Source organism: Klebsiella sp. HMSC09D12 (assembly GCF_001808475.1).
GTDB lineage: Bacteria > Pseudomonadota > Gammaproteobacteria > Enterobacterales > Enterobacteriaceae > Klebsiella > Klebsiella oxytoca.
In genome coordinates, this window is sequence record NZ_KV793483.1 from 31,673 (window position 1) to 49,845 (window position 18,173).

At 56.8% G+C, this 18,173-nt stretch carries 11 protein-coding genes and 2 pseudogenes; 8 read left to right on the plus strand and 5 right to left on the minus strand.

Annotated features, from left to right (window positions below; translation table 11 throughout):
* Positions 1–36 precede the first annotated feature (36 nt).
* The 4 genes from HMPREF3178_RS15175 (at position 37) to HMPREF3178_RS15190 (ending at position 5,800) form a co-directional block, all read left to right on the plus strand.
* The gene (locus HMPREF3178_RS15175; protein ID WP_004111617.1) at positions 37–936 is read left to right on the plus strand and encodes a glycyl-radical enzyme activating protein; all 900 of its coding nucleotides are present in this window, start codon (positions 37–39) and stop codon (positions 934–936) included.
* A gap of 4 nt (positions 937–940) precedes the next feature.
* A complete protein-coding gene (locus HMPREF3178_RS15180; RefSeq protein WP_004100520.1) occupies positions 941–3,373 on the plus strand; it encodes a formate C-acetyltransferase/glycerol dehydratase family glycyl radical enzyme in 2,433 nt (810 codons plus the stop codon).
* A 209-nt stretch (positions 3,374–3,582) separates the two neighbouring features.
* On the plus strand, positions 3,583–4,398 hold the full coding sequence (locus HMPREF3178_RS15185; protein WP_016808101.1) for a Cof-type HAD-IIB family hydrolase: 816 nt from the start codon (positions 3,583–3,585) through the stop codon (positions 4,396–4,398).
* 136 nt (positions 4,399–4,534) lie between these two features.
* On the plus strand, positions 4,535–5,800 hold the full coding sequence (locus tag HMPREF3178_RS15190) for a DUF1479 domain-containing protein (RefSeq protein ID WP_017146293.1): 1,266 nt from the start codon (positions 4,535–4,537) through the stop codon (positions 5,798–5,800).
* Here the strand turns inward: HMPREF3178_RS15190 and HMPREF3178_RS15195 are convergent.
* On the minus strand, positions 5,797–6,870 hold the full coding sequence (locus HMPREF3178_RS15195; RefSeq protein WP_004100514.1) for a LacI family DNA-binding transcriptional regulator: 1,074 nt from the start codon (positions 6,868–6,870) through the stop codon (positions 5,797–5,799). The two genes, HMPREF3178_RS15190 and HMPREF3178_RS15195, sit on opposite strands and share 4 nt — an antisense overlap.
* A gap of 298 nt (positions 6,871–7,168) precedes the next feature.
* Between HMPREF3178_RS15195 and HMPREF3178_RS15200 the strand changes: the two are divergent.
* Both HMPREF3178_RS15200 and HMPREF3178_RS15205 read left to right on the plus strand, forming a co-directional pair.
* Positions 7,169–8,470 (plus strand): annotated as a pseudogene (locus tag HMPREF3178_RS15200) (MFS transporter).
* Between the two features lie 15 nt (positions 8,471–8,485).
* Positions 8,486–10,849: a glycoside hydrolase family 31 protein gene (locus HMPREF3178_RS15205; RefSeq protein WP_017146294.1), complete on the plus strand. Its 2,364-nt coding sequence runs from the start codon at positions 8,486–8,488 to the stop codon at positions 10,847–10,849.
* A 166-nt stretch (positions 10,850–11,015) separates the two neighbouring features.
* Here HMPREF3178_RS15205 and HMPREF3178_RS15210 read toward each other — a convergent pair whose 3' ends face one another.
* On the minus strand, positions 11,016–12,608 hold the full coding sequence (locus tag HMPREF3178_RS15210) for an ABC-F family ATPase (protein WP_016808105.1): 1,593 nt from the start codon (positions 12,606–12,608) through the stop codon (positions 11,016–11,018).
* 178 nt (positions 12,609–12,786) lie between these two features.
* Between HMPREF3178_RS15210 and HMPREF3178_RS15215 the strand changes: the two genes are divergently transcribed.
* Together HMPREF3178_RS15215 and ldtB are read left to right on the plus strand one after the other, a co-directional pair.
* Positions 12,787–13,569 carry a tyrosine-protein phosphatase gene (locus HMPREF3178_RS15215; protein ID WP_004100507.1) on the plus strand — a complete coding sequence of 261 codons (783 nt, stop codon included), beginning with the start codon at positions 12,787–12,789 and terminating at the stop codon, positions 13,567–13,569.
* Between the two features lie 190 nt (positions 13,570–13,759).
* Complete coding sequence (gene ldtB, locus HMPREF3178_RS15220; RefSeq protein WP_004100506.1) at positions 13,760–14,674, plus strand: L,D-transpeptidase; 915 nt, start codon at positions 13,760–13,762, stop codon at positions 14,672–14,674.
* A 45-nt stretch (positions 14,675–14,719) separates the two neighbouring features.
* Here ldtB and HMPREF3178_RS15225 read toward each other — a convergent pair whose 3' ends face one another.
* The 3 genes and pseudogenes from HMPREF3178_RS15225 to HMPREF3178_RS15235 all read right to left on the minus strand — a co-directional run bounded on the left by HMPREF3178_RS15225 (position 14,720) and on the right by HMPREF3178_RS15235 (position 18,075).
* Entirely contained in the window at positions 14,720–15,436 is a 717-nt protein-coding gene (locus tag HMPREF3178_RS15225) for a GntR family transcriptional regulator (RefSeq protein WP_004100505.1), read from the minus strand.
* Positions 15,437–15,506: 70 nt separating this feature from the next.
* A complete protein-coding gene (locus HMPREF3178_RS15230) occupies positions 15,507–16,883 on the minus strand; it encodes a glycoside hydrolase family 1 protein (protein ID WP_017146295.1) in 1,377 nt (458 codons plus the stop codon).
* Between the two features lie 152 nt (positions 16,884–17,035).
* Positions 17,036–18,075 (minus strand): annotated as a pseudogene (locus HMPREF3178_RS15235) (aldo/keto reductase).
* Positions 18,076–18,173: the final 98 nt, after the last annotated feature.

Sequence of the window (18,173 nt, forward strand, 5' to 3'; positions counted from 1 at the left end):
TAATTTAATCTTCATATGCAAACAAGAGGGTGAATCATGATCTTCAACATTCAGCGTTACTCAACCCATGACGGCCCGGGGATCCGCACTGTCGTATTCCTCAAAGGCTGTTCGCTGGGCTGCCGCTGGTGCCAGAACCCGGAAAGCCGCGCCCGCACGGCGGATTTGCTGTATGACGCCCGCCTTTGCCTGGACGGCTGCGACCTCTGCCAGCAGGCTGCGCCGGAAGTGATTACCCGTAAGCTGGACGGTCTGATTATCCATCGCGAAAAGCTCACCGATGCGCATATCGGCAAATTGCGCGACTGCTGCCCGACGACGGCGTTAACGGTGTGCGGCGAAGAGAAAAGCGTCGAAGAGATTATGGCCACGGTGCTGCGCGACAAACCGTTTTACGACCGCAGCGGCGGCGGCGTCACGCTTTCCGGCGGCGAGCCGTTTATGAATCCCGAGCTGGCCCGACAGCTGTTTGAGGCCAGCCACCGCGCGGGGATCCACACCGCGGTCGAAACCTGCCTGCACGTGCCGTGGAAATACGTCGAACCCGCTTTGCCGTTTATCGATCTGTTTCTCGCCGATCTCAAGCACGTCAACGAAGCGATTTTCCAGCAGTGGACGGACGGCAGCGCCCGTCGGGTACTGGATAACCTGCAGCGCGTCGCGCAGGCCGGAAAGAAAATCATCATTCGCGTACCGCTGATCCAGGGCTTTAACGCCAACGAAAGCGATATCGCCGCCATTACCGATTTTGCCGCTGACCGTTTAAAGGTTGGCGAGATCCACTTTCTGCCTTACCACACGTTAGGCATGAATAAATACCAATTACTCAGTCAGCCCTATACCGCTCCGGATAAACCGCTTGCTGCACCCGAGCTGCTCGCCTTCGCGCAGCACTATGCTCAGAGCAAAGGTTTAACGGCGACTCTACGAGGATAACCTTATGACAACGTTGAAACTGGATACTCTGAGCCCGCGCATACAGGCGCATAAAATGGCGCTGGTGCATATCGTCAAGCCGCCGGTCTGTACCGAACGCGCCCTGCACTATACCCAAGCCTATCAGCAGCATCTGGATAAGCCGATCCCGGTACGCCGCGCGCTGGCGCTGGCCCACCACCTGGCGGAACGCACAATCTGGATCAAGCACGATGAACTGATCGTCGGCAACCAGGCCAGCGAAGTTCGCGCGGCGCCAATCTTCCCGGAATACACCGTTAGCTGGATCGAAAAAGAGATCGACGACCTCGCCGATCGCCCCGGCGCCGGTTTTGCCGTTAGCGAAGAAAACAAACGCGTGCTGCACGAAGTGTGTCCGTGGTGGCGCGGTCAAACGGTACAGGACCGCTGCTACGGCATGTTCACCGATGAGCAAAAAGCGCTGCTGGCCACCGGCATTATCAAAGCGGAAGGCAATATGACCTCCGGCGATGCTCACCTTGCAGTCAACTATCCGCTGCTGCTGGAAAAAGGCCTCGACGGCATGCGCGCGAAAGTCGCCGAGCGCCGTTCGCGCATTAACCTGACCGTACTGGAAGATCTGCACGGCGAGCAGTTCCTGAAAGCCATTGATATCGTGCTGGAAGCGGTGAGCGAACACTGTAAGCGCTATGCCGGGCTGGCGCGCAGCATGGCCGCGACGGAAAGCCGTGAATCCCGCCGCGACGAGCTGCTGGCGATTGCCGAAAACTGCGACATCATCGCCCATGAGCCGCCGAAAACTTTCTGGCAGGCGCTGCAGCTGTGCTATTTCATCCAGCTGATTCTGCAGATCGAGTCCAACGGTCACTCGGTCTCTTTCGGCCGTATGGACCAGTATCTCTACCCTTACTACCGCCGCGACGTTGAGCTGGCACACTCTCTGGATCGCGAACACGCCATTGAGCTACTGCACTGCTGCTGGCTTAAACTGCTGGAGGTGAACAAAATTCGCTCCGGCTCGCACTCTAAGGCTTCCGCCGGGAGCCCGTTGTATCAGAACGTCACCATCGGCGGCCAGAATCTGGTGGACGGTAAAGCGCAGGATGCGGTGAACCCGCTCTCCTACGCCATCCTGGAATCCTGCGGTCGGCTGCGTTCGACTCAGCCTAACCTCAGCGTGCGCTATCACGCGGGCATGAGCAACGACTTCCTCGACGCCTGCGTGCAGGTGATCCGCTGCGGCTTCGGCATGCCGGCGTTCAACAACGATGAAATCGTCATCCCGGAATTTATCAAGCTGGGGATCGAGCCGCAGGATGCCTACGACTATGCCGCTATCGGCTGCATTGAAACCGCCGTCGGCGGTAAATGGGGCTATCGCTGCACCGGGATGAGCTTTATCAACTTCGCCCGCGTCATGCTGGCAACCCTGGAAGGCGGCCGCGACGCCACCAGCGGCCAGGTTTTCCTGCCGCAGGAACATGCGCTGTCAAAAGGCAACTTCGACAACTTTGAACAGGTCCTGGCCGACTGGGATACGCAGATCCGCTACTACACGCGCAAATCTATCGAGATTGAGTACGTGGTCGATACCATGCTGGAAGAGAACGTGCACGATATCCTCTGCTCGGCGCTGGTCGATGACTGCATTGAGCGTGCGAAGAGCATCAAGCAGGGCGGCGCGAAATATGACTGGGTATCCGGTCTGCAGGTCGGTATCGCTAACCTCGGCAACAGCCTGGCGGCGGTGAAGAAACTGGTGTTCGACCAGGGCGTCATTGGTCAACAAGAGCTGGCCAAAGCGCTGGCTGAAGACTTCGAAGGCCTGACCCACGAGCAGCTGCGCCAGCGCTTAATCAACGGCGCGCCGAAATACGGTAACGATGAAGATAGCGTCGATATTCTGCTGGCTCGCGCCTACCAGACCTATATTGATGAGCTGAAGCTGTATCATAACCCGCGCTATGGCCGCGGCCCGATCGGCGGTAACTACTACGCCGGCACCTCGTCCATCTCCGCCAACGTGCCGTTTGGCGCTCAAACGATGGCGACGCCGGATGGCCGTAAAGCGCACTCGCCGCTGGCGGAAGGGGCAAGTCCGGCTTCCGGTACCGACCACCTGGGGCCGACCGCAGTGATCAGCTCGGTAGGTAAACTGCCAACCGGCTCAATTCTTGGCGGCGTACTGCTTAACCAGAAGCTGAACCCGGCCACGCTGGAGAATGAGTCGGATAAGCAGAAACTGATGGTGCTGCTGCGCACCTTCTTCGAGGTGCACAAAGGCTGGCATATTCAGTACAACATCGTGTCGCGCGAAACGCTGCTGGAAGCGAAGAAACATCCTGACCAGTATCGTGATTTAGTGGTCCGCGTGGCCGGATACTCGGCGTTCTTTACCGCCCTGTCGCCGGATGCTCAGGACGATATTATCGCCCGTACCGAGCATACGCTGTAAGCCACATCCCCCGGCTTGCGCTGCGCTTAGCCGGGCTACAGGTTCGAAGCCGTTTGCGGGCCGGTAGTCCGGGTAAGGCGTTTACGCCGCAATCCGGGATTTTATGCTGCACAAGGGTGAACACAAACTTTCATTCGAAATAAATTTGTGCTCCCCATCACATTGTAATTAGAATGTTACTGGTCGAAGTTAAGCCAGGAGCATGTGTTATGACCGTTAAAGTTATCGTCACCGATATGGACGGAACTTTTCTCAATGACGCCAAGCAGTACGATCGCTCGCGTTTTCTTGCGCAGTTCGCGCAACTCCAGCAGCAGGGTATTGAATTTGTGGTCGCCAGCGGCAACCAGTACTATCAGCTGATCTCTTTTTTCCCGGAAATCCGCGACCAAATCTCCTTTGTTGCCGAGAACGGCGCGCTGGTTTTCGAACACGGTCAACAGCTGTTCCACGGTGAACTTACCCGCCATGAATCCCAGGTGGTGATTGGCGAACTGCTCAAAGACCCGCAGCTCAACTTTGTCGCCTGCGGCCTCGAGAGCGCTTACGTCAGCGATCGCGCGCCCGACGCCTTTGTCGCGCTGATGTCAAAGCACTACCATCGTCTGCAGCGTATTGGCAGCTACCATGACATCGACGATAAGCTGTTTAAGTTTTCCCTTAACCTGCCGGATAGCGAAATTCCGCAGCTTATCGACAAACTGCACGTCTCGCTGGACGGCATTATGAAGCCGGTCACCAGCGGTTTTGGCTTCGTCGATTTGATCATCCCCGGCCTGCATAAAGCCAACGGTATCAGCCGCTTGCTTAAGCGCTGGAACATTTCGCCGCAGGCGTGCGTAGCCATCGGCGACAGCGCGAACGACACGGAAATGCTGAAGCTGGTGAGATACTCTTTCGCAATGGCCAATGCCGCCGAAAGCATTAAAGCGGTATCGCGTTATGCTACCGATGACAACAACCACGACGGCGCGCTGAAGGTGATTCAGGCCGTCCTCGACCACGCCACCCCGTTCGACGAGTAGCGCCTCTCCGGGGCTTACCGCCCCGATTTTCCATTTTGTGCATCTCCGCATAATTTTAAACTTGCATTAACTTAATTTTAACTTAAATTATCGTATGTAAGATTTAATACTTTCGAATGAAAGATGAGAGGTCATTATGGCTATTACCTGTACCTGTGAAACTTTACCTGCCGACCCAAAAGCGGCCATCCGCCAGATCAAGCAAGAGCTGCGGGCGCAAATTGGCGACGTGCAGGCGGTGTTCGATCGGCTGACGGCGCGAATCGCTGCGCGTGTGGAAGAGATTGATGCCCTTAAAACCAGCGGACAGGACGTCTGGCCGACGATCCCGTTCGCCGATATTGCCCGGGATCGGGTTACGCAAGCCCAGCGCGAGCTCATCAAGCGTCGCGGCTGCGTGGTGATCAAGAGCCATTTTCCCCGCGAACAGGCGCTGGGATGGGATAACTCGATGCTCGCGTATCTGGACCGCAACCATTTCGATGAGGTCTACAAAGGCCCCGGCGATACTTTTTTCGGTTCACTGGAAGCGTCGCGCCCGGAAATCTATCCGATTTACTGGTCCCAGGCGCAGATGCAGGCGCGCCAGAGCGATGAAATGGCCGCCGCACAGTCATTTCTTAACCGCTTGTGGACGTTTAACCACGACGGCAAGCAGTGGTTTAACCCGGATATCAGCGTTATTTACCCGGACCGCATTCGCCGCCGCCCGCCGGGAACCACCTCGAAAGGTCTGGGCGCGCATACCGATTCCGGTGCCCTGGAACGTTGGCTGCTACCGGCCTATCAGAAAGTGTTTGCCGACGTGTTTAACGGCAATATTGATGCTTACGACCCGTGGGACGCGGCGCACCGTACTGACGTCGAAGAGTACACGGTCGACAATACCACCAAATGCTCGGTATTCCGTACCTTCCAGGGCTGGACCGCGCTCTCCGATATGATCCCCGATCAGGGCCTGCTGCACGTCGTGCCGATCCCGGAAGCTATGGCTTACGTGCTGCTGCGTCCGCTGCTCGACGATGTGCCGGAGGATGAACTGTGCGGCGTCGCGCCGGGCAAGGTATTGCCGATTTCGGAAAAATGGCACCCGCTGCTGATCAAAGCCTTAAGCTCTATTCCGGCGCTCAATGCGGGCGATTCGGTATGGTGGCACTGCGACGTCATCCACTCAGTCGCGCCGGTGGAAAATCAGCAAGGCTGGGGCAACGTCATGTATATTCCCGCCGCGCCGATGTGTGAGAAAAACCTCGCCTACGCGCAGAAGGTTAAAGCCGCGCTGGCGCGCGGCGCTTCGCCGGGAGATTTCCCGCGTGAAGATTATGAAACCGACTGGGAAGGCCGCTTCACGCTGGAGGATTTAAATGTCCACGGCAAGCGGGCGCTGGGGATGGCGGATTAATCGTCGTATAACCCCTTAGGCTCAACGGCGGTGCGGCGGTTACCGGCACGTATCCGCCGCACCGAATCACGTACCGCCAGCGTACCATGCAATAATAGTGAGCCGTGCGGTGCATCGGGACGAATCAGCCTCTGCTGCAACAAATGTACTGCTTCAACGCCTAATTCATCGCGCGGGACGTGGACAGCGGTTAACGGCACATCCTGAATCGCCGCCAGGTTAAAGCCGTCGATACTCATGATAGAAATATCCTGCGGCACGCGTAATCCGCGCTTCTGCAGAGCAGCGATCGTCCCTGCCGCCATAAAATCACCGCCTACCAGAAACGCCGTTGGCAGCGGGCCATCACCGCGCTGATCCAGCCACTCGCCCACTTTTGTCTCAGTATCCCGGGCGCTGAAATTGGCGACGTCGATTAAATCCATGCTATCGACGAAGCGCAGATTCCGCGCACGCCACGCCTGCTTAATCCCCAGTAAACGCAGTTCCATGGTATAGCGGCGCAGGCACATCACGTTCATGATCGCCTGGTGCCCCATCTCAAACAGATAGCGGGCGGCGAATTGACCGATCAGTCGATGATCCGGCGCGACGGAAGGGAGGCGCATTCCGGCGTCGTGGCAGTTAATCATCACGCAGGGTTTAGCCAGGTCCGCCGCCAGATCGTGAATATGCGGATCGTCGATTCCCAGTAAGATGGCGGCCTGGGTCGATGTTTCATGCATACGCTGCAAAAACAAATTGGCATCGCTGTCATTCTCCTCCAGCGCGCAGTAGCGCAGATGCACCTCATGGGGCACCAACGCCGAATTGATGCTCTGAATAACGCGATAGTAGTAAATATCTGTACGCTCATCGAACGCCCGCTGAGGGGCAAAGACCACCAGATTATTGAGCAGCATTCTCCCGGCGGCGATACCGTCCATGACGCCCAGCTCGCGAGCGCACTCCAGAACCCTCTGGCGGGCTCTGGCGCTGGTATTCGCTTTCCCTGCCAGCACTCGCGATACCGTACTGACAGAGAGCCCCGTGCGGCCCGCTATTTCGCTCACTTTTAGCTTTTTATCCATTTTGTGATCGCGCTCTAATTTGCTGATGAAAAAATTTTCATATTCAGAATATGAATATTTTTAAGGGAATTGCCCGCTTCTTACTGCGATCGCGATCGGCTCATGAAAAAATTTGCAGAATTGCCGCTAGGGTCCACCTCTTTTCTCCCTTAGCCTGAATTGGTCCACCACAAATCAAATAAGTCAACCAATCGTGGCGGAACAGCAGCATTATCGAACAACGAAACAGAAAATTTTAGCGACCACTCAGGAATCAGGCTGGTCAATTTTCCCTACTACATGTCTCGTGGAGAGTTCTATGAGCCAAGGTCTCAATAATGATATGGCGGTGAGTAAATCAGGCCGCATAGTAAAAAATCTGCGCTGGTAGATACTGGTGCTGTTTTTGCTGGGCGTGACCGTGAACTACATTACGCGCAACTCGCTGGGGATTATCGCCCCGGAATTAAAAACCTCGTTGGGTATTACCACCGAACAGTATTCATGGATAGTCGGCGCATTTCAGCTGGCCTATACCATTTTCCAGCCGCTCTGCGGCTGGCTCATCGACGTAATCGGCCTCAAGCTCGGCTTTATGATTTGCGCCACGCTGTGGGCCGTCGCCTGCATTGCCCATGCCGGTGCGGGAAGCTGGCTGCACCTGGCGATCCTGCGCTTTTTTATGGGCGGCGCTGAGGCTGCGGCGACGCCAGCCAACGCCAAAACGCTGGGTGAGTGGTTTCCAAAATCCGAGCGGCCGATAGCGGCTGGCTGGGCTGGCGTCGGTTTCTCGGTCGGCGCCATGCTGGCGCCGCCGATTATCTACTTTGCGCATGCCTCGTTCGGCTGGCAGGGCGCATTCATGTTCACCGGCGCGCTGGCGCTCTTGTGGGTCGTGCTGTGGTGGGCGTTTTATCATAATCCGGAGAAGCACCCTAACCTCGGGAAAGCTGAGCTGGCGCTGATCCAGCAGGATAATGAAGCACCGCCGGTCAAACTGCCCTTCTTTACCGCGCTGAAAACCGTATCAAAAAACAAGCGCTTCTACGGTATCGCCATTCCGGCCTTTATGGCGGAACCCGCCTGGGCGGTGCTGAGCTTCTGGGTACCGCTCTATCTGGCAAAAGAGCACGGAATGGATTTAAAGCAAATCGCTATGTTCGCCTGGCTACCGTTTCTGGCGGCCGACCTCGGCAGCGTCGCCAGCGGCTATCTGACCAAACTGTATACCCGCTGGTTCGGCTGTTCACGGGTGAACTCGGTGGTCGCCAGCTCCGTGACCGGCGCCTTCCTGATGATTTCGCTCGCCACCGTGGCGATCACCCGCGATCCCTATATCACCATCGTACTGATTTCAATAGGCGGCTTCGGTCACCAGATTATCTCCTGCATGCTCAGCGCGCTGGTGGTGGAGTCGTTCGATAAAGGACAGATGGCGACCGTGAACGGCATGCGCGGATCCGCCGCGTGGATCGCCAGCTTTCTGTTCTCACTGTTAATTGGGGTCACCGCCGACAAAATCGGCTTCAACCCGCTGTTTATCGCCATGGGGTTCTTTGACCTGATTGGCGCGGTATTCCTGGTGGCATTTATTGCTGAACGTCGCGCAAAACGCGCCTGAGAGTGGATGTAAAAAATGAAGACTTTGAAAAACTGGACTTTACGCCAACGGCTGGAGCACCACGTTGAGCTGACCGTCGACGGCCAACACACCCTGTGTCTGTACGTTCTGGAAGAGAATATGTTCCGCGTGCTGCTGAAACGGCACGGTCAGCTGGCGGTGGATCGCACCTGGAGTATCGCTCCCGGACAGGATGTGCCGTGGGAAGGCCGTCCGCGCGAAGAGCTAAGCGGCTTTAGCCTCCCCGCCTGGCAGCTCACGGAACAGGAAGGCACCCTCTGTATCGTCACCGAACAGCTGCGCGTTATCGTCCACCAGCCGCTGTGGCTGGAATGGAGCTATCGCGATGAAGCCGGCGAGTGGCAGCCGCTGGCGAACGACCGCCCGACCAGCGCCTATCTGGCGAATGCGCACGGCGACGGCGTTGCCCACTACCTGAGCCGACGTAAAGATGAGCGCTTCTACGGTCTGGGTGAGAAGGCGGGCGATCTGCAGCGTACCGGCAAACGCTATGAGATGCGTAACCTCGACGCGATGGGGTATAACGCGGTGAGCACCGACCCGCTGTATAAACATATTCCATTTACCATCGCGCAGCGTAGCGATGTCAGCTACGGCCTGTTTTACGACAACCTGAGCAGCTGCTGGCTGGATCTCGGTAACGAAATCGATAATTACCATACCGCCTATCGCCGCTGGCAGGCGGAAGCTGGCGACATCGATTACTATCTGTTCACCGGCAAGCGCGTACTGGATATCACTAAAGCCTTCGTTCGCCTGACCGGTAAAACGCTGTTTGGGCCAAAATGGAGCCTCGGCTATAGCGGTTCGACGATGCATTACACCGACGCGCCGGATGCGCAAAACCAGCTGATGAACTTTATCCGTCTGTGCGATGAACACGCCATTCCGTGCGATTCGTTTCAGCTCTCATCCGGCTATACCTCGATTAATGGCAAACGCTATGTCTTTAACTGGAACTACGATAAAGTGCCGCAGCCGCAGGTGATGAGCCAGGCCTTCCACGATGCCGGGCTGAAGCTCGCCGCCAATATTAAGCCCTGCCTGCTGCAGGACCATCCGCGCTATAACGAAGTGGCGGAACGCGGGCTATTTATTCGTGATTCACAGGCCGATGCCCCCGAGCGCTCCAGCTTCTGGGACGACGAAGGGTCGCACCTCGACTTTACCAACCCGCAGACCGTCGCCTGGTGGCAGGAAGGCGTGACAACCCAGCTGCTGGAGATGGGTATCGACGCCACGTGGAACGATAATAACGAGTATGAAGTGTGGGACGGCGAAGCCCGCTGTTATGGGTTTGGCCAGGAGATTGCCATTAAACATATTCGCCCGGTCATGCCGCTGCTGATGATGCGCGCGTCGCTGGAGGCTCAGCAGCGCTTTGCGCCGCACAAACGTCCGTATCTTATCTCTCGTTCCGGCTGCGCCGGGATGCAGCGCTATGTTCAGACCTGGAGCGGTGATAACCGTACTAACTGGGATACGCTGCGCTACAACACCCGGATGGGGCTGGGAATGAGCCTCTCCGGACTGTTCAACGTCGGCCACGATGTTGGCGGCTTCTCTGGCGATAAACCGGACCCGGAACTGTTCGTTCGCTGGGTGCAAAACGGCGTTATGCATCCGCGCTTTACCATTCACTCATGGAATGACGACCAGACGGTTAATGAAGCGTGGATGTATCCGGAAATCACGCCGGCCATCCGTGAGGCCATTGAGCTGCGCTATCGTCTGCTGCCGTACCTCTATACCCTGCTCTGGCAGGCTCACGCCGACGATGAACCGATGCTGCGCCCGACCTTCCTCGATCACGAGCACGATCCGCAGACGTTTGCCGAATGCGACGACTTCCTGTTGGGTCGCGATCTGCTGGTCGCCAGCGTCGTCGAGCCCGGTGAGCGTCAGCGCCGCGTCTGGCTGCCGGCTAATCAGGACGGCTGGTACGACTTTGATAGCCACCAGTGGTTCGCCGGCGGGCAGTGGATCGTCCTTGATGCGCCGCTGGAAAAGCTGCCGCTGCTGGTTCGTGCCGGAGCAGGCCTGCCGCTCAGCGAACGCATCCGTCACGTCGATGCGCAAAAAGACGATCGTCGTGAGCTGAAACTGTTCCCGCTGAAAGGCGTGGGGACCCGCCGCGGCCTGCTGTTTGAGGATGATGGCGAAAGCTGGGGTTACCAGAATGGCCATGCGCTGTGGGTAGAGTGGGAAATGGTTTGCGATAGCGCCAGCATCAATCTGAAGGTCAACGCGCGCGGCGATTATCGACCGGCGTGGAAAGCGTTGAAGGTGTCGTTACCGGCAGGGGAAACCCGCAGGCTGCTGGTGAATGGTGAAGAAAAGAGCGAGTGGCGGGTGTAGTGCGGATAAGGCGCAGCAGCGCCTCCGGGGCATTCAACCACTCTGCGAACAGATCCCGGGGGCGGCGCTTAACGCGCCTTGCCCGGGCTACAGGTTCATCGCCGTCTGTGGGAGGTATCCGGATAAGGCGCAGCAGCGCCGCAATCCGGGACAAACAACAGGAAAATTATTCGATACCTTTGCTGCGCAGATAATCTTCGTAGTTACCGGTGAAGTCCACAACGCGCTCCGGCGTAATTTCAATCACTCGGGTCGCCAGCGAGCTTACAAACTCACGGTCGTGGGAAACGAAAATCAGCGTGCCCTGATACATCTCCAGCGCCATGTTCAGCGATTCGATCGATTCCATATCCAGGTGGTTGGTGGGTTCATCCATCACCAGAATATTCGGTTTTTGCATCATCAGCTTACCGAAAAGCATACGGCCTTTTTCGCCCCCGGAGAGTACTTTCGCCGGCTTTTTGATATCGTCCTGGCTGAACAGCAGTCGCCCAAGGATGCTGCGCACCGCCTGCTCATCGTCGCTTTCCTGTTTCCACTGGCTCATCCACTCAAATACCGTCAGATCGTTTTCAAATTCATATTCATGATCCTGCGCGTAGTAGCCAATCTGCGCATTCTCAGACCATTTAACGGTACCGTTGTCCGGCGCCAGATCGCCGACCAGGGTTTTCAGCATCGTGGATTTACCCACGCCGTTGGCGCCCAGAATGGCAACCTTTTCTCCCACTTCCAGCAGCAGGTTGAAGTTTTTAAACAGCGGGCCGTTATCAAAACCTTTAGCCAGCGCTTCCACTTCCAGGGCGTTACGGAACAGCTTCTTATCCTGCTCAAAGCGAATGAACGGGTTCTGGCGGCTGGAGGCTTTCACTTCGTCCAGCTTGATTTTGTCAATCTGACGGGCGCGCGAGGTCGCCTGGCGAGATTTAGAGGCGTTAGCGCTAAAACGGCTGACGAAAGATTGCAGGTCGGCGATCTGCGCTTTTTTCTTGGCGTTGTCAGCCAGCAGACGTTCGCGCGCCTGGGTCGCCGCGGTCATGTATTCATCGTAGTTGCCAGGATAAACGCGCAGTTCGCCGTAATCCAGATCCGCCATGTGGGTACAGACCATATTCAGGAAGTGACGGTCGTGCGAAATGATGATCATGGTGCTATCGCGGTCGTTGAGCGTCTGCTCCAGCCAGCGGATGGTGTCGATGTCCAGGTTGTTCGTCGGTTCGTCGAGCAGCAGAATGTCCGGATTAGAGAACAGCGCCTGCGCCAGCAGCACGCGCAGCTTCCAGCCGGGAGCGACTTCGCTCATCGGACCGTAATGCTGTTCAACCGGGATCCCCACGCCGAGCAGCAGCTCGCCGGCGCGCGCCTCAGCGGAATAGCCGTCCATCTCGCCATATAGCACTTCAAGGTCAGCCACTTTGTAGCCGTCCTCTTCGCTCATCTCCGCCAGTGAGTAGATGCGATCGCGCTCCTGCTTTACTTCCCACAGCTCGCCGTGGCCCATAATCACCGTATCCAGCACGCTGAACTCTTCAAACGCAAACTGATCCTGGCGCAGCTTACCGATACGCTCGTTCGGATCGAGGGAGACGTTGCCCAGCGTCGGCTCAAGATCGCCGCCGAGGATCTTCATAAAGGTCGATTTGCCGCTACCGTTGGCGCCAATCAGGCCGTAACGGTTGCCGCCGCCAAATTTGACGGAAATGTTTTCGAACAGCGGCTTACTGCCGAACTGCATGGTGACGTTGCTGGATACTAGCACGGGGTTATCCTGAAAATAGAGAATGAGAAGTGTGATGAACCAGACATTATGCCAGCAATTGCTTCACTTTTCACGGGCCGTTATAAAATCATCACTGCCGCCTGTGTTAGGGTCGTTGTCACCTTGCGCGGTTATACTACTCAGTGCGTAATTTTTTACCCTAATCTGGAAGGAACCTATGACCACAATCTCCCGCCATCCGGCCTTCTTATCGCTGCAGGGCGGTATCAACTTTCGTGACCTGGGCGGCCAGCGTACCGCCGACGGCCGCCGCGTGCGGTCGGGGAAGCTTTTCCGCTCCGGCTCGCTGCATATGATGACGACCGCTGACTTAACCCACCTGGACGCTATCCCGCTCAGCCGGGTGATAGATTATCGCGATCCGGGAGAAGTGCATCGCAGCCCCGATAAGCTGAACGAAACGGCCCACTATCTCAACGCCCCGGCGAATCCGCACGTTCGCGACGTCAACGCTAAAGTCACCGAGCTCAGCGCCGCCACGCTCAACGCCCTTAACGGCGAGCAGTTTATGCTGGAGCTCTATCGCCAGCTGCCGTTCAACAACGCCGCTTATCGCCAGCTGGCCGGTTGGCTGATGGAACCCTTCGACGGCGCGCTGCTGCAGCACTGCGCGGTGGGCAAAGACCGCACCGGCGTTGGCTGCGCATTGACGCTGTTCGCCCTCGGCTGCGATCGCCATACGGTGATGGAAGAGTATCTGCTGACCCAGGGCATGCTGACTGAGGTCGAGAATTTCATGCTCGATTCCCTCGGCGATGAACTGACCGCTCGCGGCCGGCAGAACCTGGCGGAAATCATGACGGTTCATGAGTCTTATCTTGCTGCCGCGCTTTCTCAAATCGACGACCGCTACGCCAGCGTCGATGCCTGGCTGGAGAAAGAGTATCAGCTTACGCCGCAGGCGCGTGAAGCGCTCCAGTCGCGGCTTCTGGAGGGGTAATCCCCTCCCGTTTTCAGGCGGCAGGGCCAGCGTTGACGGGCTACACTCTCGGTCACAGGAAAAAAATGTGATTTCGTACACATCTCATTTACCTGTTTGGCGGAAAGCACATATAATGCGCTCCCATCGACTCCCTGTTTAAACTGACAAAGGCCTGTGCGGCATTAACATCGCCCACGACATAAAGATTATGAAATTATCAACACTCTTCGCGGCAGCCTTCGCCATCGTGGGCTTTTGCAACACAGCTTCTGCTGTAACTTATCCTCTGCCCACCGACGGCAGCCGTCTGATTGGTCAGAACCAGGTGATCACCATTCCGGAAGGCAACAAGCAGCCGCTGGAATACTTCGCCGCCGAATACCAGATGGGTTTATCCAACATGCTGGAAGCCAACCCGGGCGTGGACACCTTCCTGCCGAAAGGCGGCACCGTGCTAAACATCCCGCAGCAGCTGATCCTGCCGGACACCGTGCATGAAGGTATCGTCATCAACAGCGCGGAAATGCGCCTCTACTACTACCCGAAAGGCACCAACACCGTTATCGTGTTGCCGATCGGTATCGGCCAGTTAGGTAAAGACACGCCGGTCAACTGGGTCACCAAAGTTGAGCGTAAGAAAGCCGGTCCGACCTGGACCCCTACCGCCAAAATGCATGCGGAATACCGCGCGGCTGGCGAACCGCTGCCAGCGGTTGTTCCGGCCGGTCCTGATAACCCGATGGGCCTGTACGCCCTGTATATCGGCCGCCTGTACGCCATTCACGGCACCAACGCCAACTTTGGTATCGGCCTGCGCGTCAGCCACGGCTGCGTGCGTCTGCGTAACGACGACATCAAATTCCTGTTCGAAAACGTGCCGGTCGGCACCCGCGTTGAGTTTATCGATGAGCCGGTAAAAGCGACGACTGAGCCAGACGGCAGCCGCTTCATTGAAGTTCACAACCCGCTGTCCACGACCGAAGAGCAGTTCCAGGGCGGTGAAATCGTGCCGATTAATCTGACCAAATCAGTGCAGGCGATTACCAGCCAGACTGACGTAGACCAGAGCGTGCTCGATCAGGCGATTCAGAACCGTTCCGGTATGCCGGTGCGTCTGAACTAAACGCGCATAATGCAGAGAGTGGCGGGCCCGGTGCCCGCCATTTTTTTAACCGTTATTGACCAGAATGATTCCGCCGTGATCGTAGCGATAGTGGCAATGGGCATACTCCAGCGGCGTACCATCCTCCAGATAGATCACCTGTTCGACCTCCAGCACCGGGTCGGTCGCTTCGCAGTTGAGATGTTCTCTGTCCAGCGCCTGCGGTTTCATCGCCCGCACTACCCGATACGAGCCCATCATTTTAAGCCCCAGCGTCTCCTGTACGTAGCGAAACACCGAGCTTTGCAGAATCGTTTTATTCAGGCCGGGCACCAGCGCAACGGGCATCACGGTGAGATCCAGCGACACGGGCTCCTCATTGAGCAACCGCAGACGGACAAAATCATAGACCGGGGCATCGGCGTCAATCAGCAACGAGCTTTGCTCTTTTTCCGTGGGGAAACGCAGCTCGAAGCGAATCACCCGGCTGGTGACTTCCCCTAAATGTTCCCAGGTTTTGGTGGCGCCAAAATAGTCGCTGCCGGGTAGCTCCCACTGCGAAAGCTGGAGGAAATTTTTGCGCACGAAGGTCCCCTGCCCCTTACGGGTGTAGATAAGGCCTTCGACAATCAGCTGGCGCATCGCCTGTTGAATGGTCATCCTGCTGGTGCTGAACTCTGCCGCCAGGGCGAACTGATCGGGTAACGGCGCGCTGGCGGGATACTGGCGGCTGATAATACGTTTTTTGATTTCCCGCGCGATACTCAGATATTTGGCCGTCATTCCCCGATCCTTTTACGTGACTGATTGTGGCTGGCGGGCAGAATATACCATCTGCCCGCGCGAGGCGCCGCTACATCTCTGCGCCATGACTATGGATGACCCGTTTCAGCCAGGCATAGCTTTTCTTCGGTACGCGCTTAAGGTCCTTGAGGTCGTGGTTTTCCCGGTTCACGTAGACAACTCCGTAGCGTTTACGCATATCGCCCTGCGAACTGAGGATATCGATCAACCCCCAGCCCAGGTAGCCAATCACCTGCGCGCCATCGTCAAATATCGCCTCTTTCATGGCGTTGATATGGTCGCGATGATAGGCAATGCGGTAGTCGTCAGCCACCTGGTTTACGCCGTCCCAGGACTCAATCACCCCAATGCCGTTTTCTATCGGGAACACCGGCAGACGCCAGTCGTTGTAGTAGCGGGTAATAATGGTGCGAAAGCCCAGCGGATCAATCTGCCAGCCCCACTCGGTGGCCTCCAGATAGTCATTCTTTTTATCGCCAAACTGCATGTAATAGTTGACCGGCGTGCCCGGAGGGATCGGGTCGCTATCCAGCGCTTTGCTGGCATAGTAGCTAAAGGCCAGATAGTCGATTTTAACCTGCGCCATCAGCGTCAGATCCTCTGCTCGGTAGATATCCTCCAGGCCTTCGCGGGCGACCACGTGCATGACCTCAGGGCTGTAGCCCTCCCCGGCAAAGGCGCGCAGCAGGTTCTGGTTTAAAAACTCGTCCAGCTGCTGGGCGCAAAGAATATCGCGCGGTTTGCAGGTGGCGGGATAGACCAGCGCATGGGCCAGCATCCCGCCCATCAAACACTGCGGCTTAGCCTGGTGCAGATACTGCGTCAGATGAACGTGGGCCATCATCACGTTATGCTGGATCTGATACAGCTCGCGCAGGGTCTTCTCGCCGCGCATATAGCCTGAAATCAGAAACGCGTCCGGCATATGGTAAAGATTCTGCTCATTAAAGGTCAGCCACCACTTCACCTTGTCGCCAAAGCAGTCAATCATTTTCTGCCCGTAACGAATAAAGGCCTCCATTACCCGACGGTCGGTAAAACCATTAAAGCGTTCAGCCAGCGACAGCGGCATATCGAAGTGATACAGGCAAATCATCGGCTCAATGCCACGGGCAATTAACTCGTCGATAAACTGGTGATAGAAAGCAATACCTTCTTCATTGAACTCACCGTCGCCTTCCGGGCAAACGCGGCTCCAGGCAATCTGGAAGCGGTAACAGTTCATGCCCAAATCCTGCATCAGGTCGAAATCTTCCCGATAGCGATGGTAGGAGTCGGTCGCCACCTTCCAGTCGGAAGCAAATTCCGCCGGCTGACGAATATCGTAAACCGACATCCCTTTTCCGCCCTCATTCCACGCCCCTTCGGTTTGCATACTGGAAACCGAGTTACCCCATAAAAAATCTGCCGGCAGTGTTCTGTTCATCTCTCGCCCCTATGACTAGTCATATAATTTTCATGACTAGTCATATAAACGAATTTTCATTAGCAGGCAAAGTCGAGGATCGTTTTTTGTGAGCGCCACGGATAAAAAAAGCCGGATCACGACGCGGGCGATCCGGCTTAGAGGAAAAGAAATTACTGCTGTGCGAGCTGATTACGGCGATATTCGCCCTGACGCTCCAGCATCCAGCCCGGATATTCCCGCGGCAGCGCGCTGACCGCATCAAGCCGCGACAGTTCATCATCGTTCAGGGCAATGCGGGTCGCCGCCAGATTATCGGTAAGCTGTTCGACCCGCTTCGCGCCAATAATCACGCTGCTCACCGCCGGCTGGTGCAGCAGCCAGGCCAGCGCGATTTGCGCCACCGAAACGCCCTTCGCCTCGGCAATCTCGCGCATCACATCAATACAGTCAAAAGCCCGCGCTCTGTTCACCGGCGGGAAATCAAACTCCTGACGACGGCCGCCGCTCGCCGACTGCCCATCGCGATCGTACTTACCGCTGAGCAGACCTCCCGCCAGCGGGCTCCAGACCATCAGGCCCAGCCCTTCGCTCTGCATCATCGGCACCAGCTCGCGCTCCAGATCGCGCCCGGCAAGCGTGTAGTAAGCCTGCAAAGAGGCAAAGCGCGCCAGCCCAAGGCGTTCGGAAATGCCCAGCGCTTTCACTATTTGCCATGCCGCCCAGTTCGACACCCCGATATAGCGGACGTGGCCGTGCTGCACCAGATTATCCAGCGCATACAGCGTCTCTTCGATCGAAGTCGCAGGATCGAAACCATGAAGCTGATAGAGATCGATATGATCGAGCTGCAGACGACGCAGGCTCTCTTTGACGCTGCTGATAATGTGATAGCGCGAACTGCCGCGCGAGTTCACGCCTGCAGTGCCGGTTTCGCCAAAGACTTTAGTCGCCACCACCACGTTTTCACGCGGCACTTTCAGATTCTTTAGCGCCTGGCCGGTAATCTCTTCCGAGCGTCCTTCTGAATAGACATCAGCGGTGTCGATGAAGTTAATGCCCGCATCCAGCGCGTTGCCCACCAACTGCTCTGCCTCCGCCTGGCGCAGCTGCCCCACTTTCCCCCACAGGCCCCTTCACCACCGAAGGTCATGGTGCCCAGGCACAGCTCAGAGACAAAAAGGCCGGTATGACCCAATTTTTGATAACGCATAGGACTCTCCTTCAATCAGGGTGATTCACTGCCGTGAAGAGAGTTATACCCCGGAAAAGGAGAACGCGAATGTGGCGTTTCTGTCCGTTTCTTGCCCA

Coding starts and splice junctions, on each gene's coding strand:
- HMPREF3178_RS15175 (WP_004111617.1), top strand. CDS start 37: ATGATCTTCAACATTCAGCGTTACTCAACCCATGACGGCCCGGGGATC.
- HMPREF3178_RS15180 (WP_004100520.1), top strand. CDS start 941: ATGACAACGTTGAAACTGGATACTCTGAGCCCGCGCATACAGGCGCAT.
- HMPREF3178_RS15185 (WP_016808101.1), top strand. CDS start 3,583: ATGACCGTTAAAGTTATCGTCACCGATATGGACGGAACTTTTCTCAAT.
- HMPREF3178_RS15190 (WP_017146293.1), top strand. CDS start 4,535: ATGGCTATTACCTGTACCTGTGAAACTTTACCTGCCGACCCAAAAGCG.
- HMPREF3178_RS15195 (WP_004100514.1), bottom strand. CDS start 6,870: ATGGATAAAAAGCTAAAAGTGAGCGAAATAGCGGGCCGCACGGGGCTC.
- HMPREF3178_RS15205 (WP_017146294.1), top strand. CDS start 8,486: ATGAAGACTTTGAAAAACTGGACTTTACGCCAACGGCTGGAGCACCAC.
- HMPREF3178_RS15215 (WP_004100507.1), top strand. CDS start 12,787: ATGACCACAATCTCCCGCCATCCGGCCTTCTTATCGCTGCAGGGCGGT.
- ldtB (WP_004100506.1), top strand. CDS start 13,760: ATGAAATTATCAACACTCTTCGCGGCAGCCTTCGCCATCGTGGGCTTT.
- HMPREF3178_RS15225 (WP_004100505.1), bottom strand. CDS start 15,436: ATGACGGCCAAATATCTGAGTATCGCGCGGGAAATCAAAAAACGTATT.
- HMPREF3178_RS15230 (WP_017146295.1), bottom strand. CDS start 16,883: ATGAACAGAACACTGCCGGCAGATTTTTTATGGGGTAACTCGGTTTCC.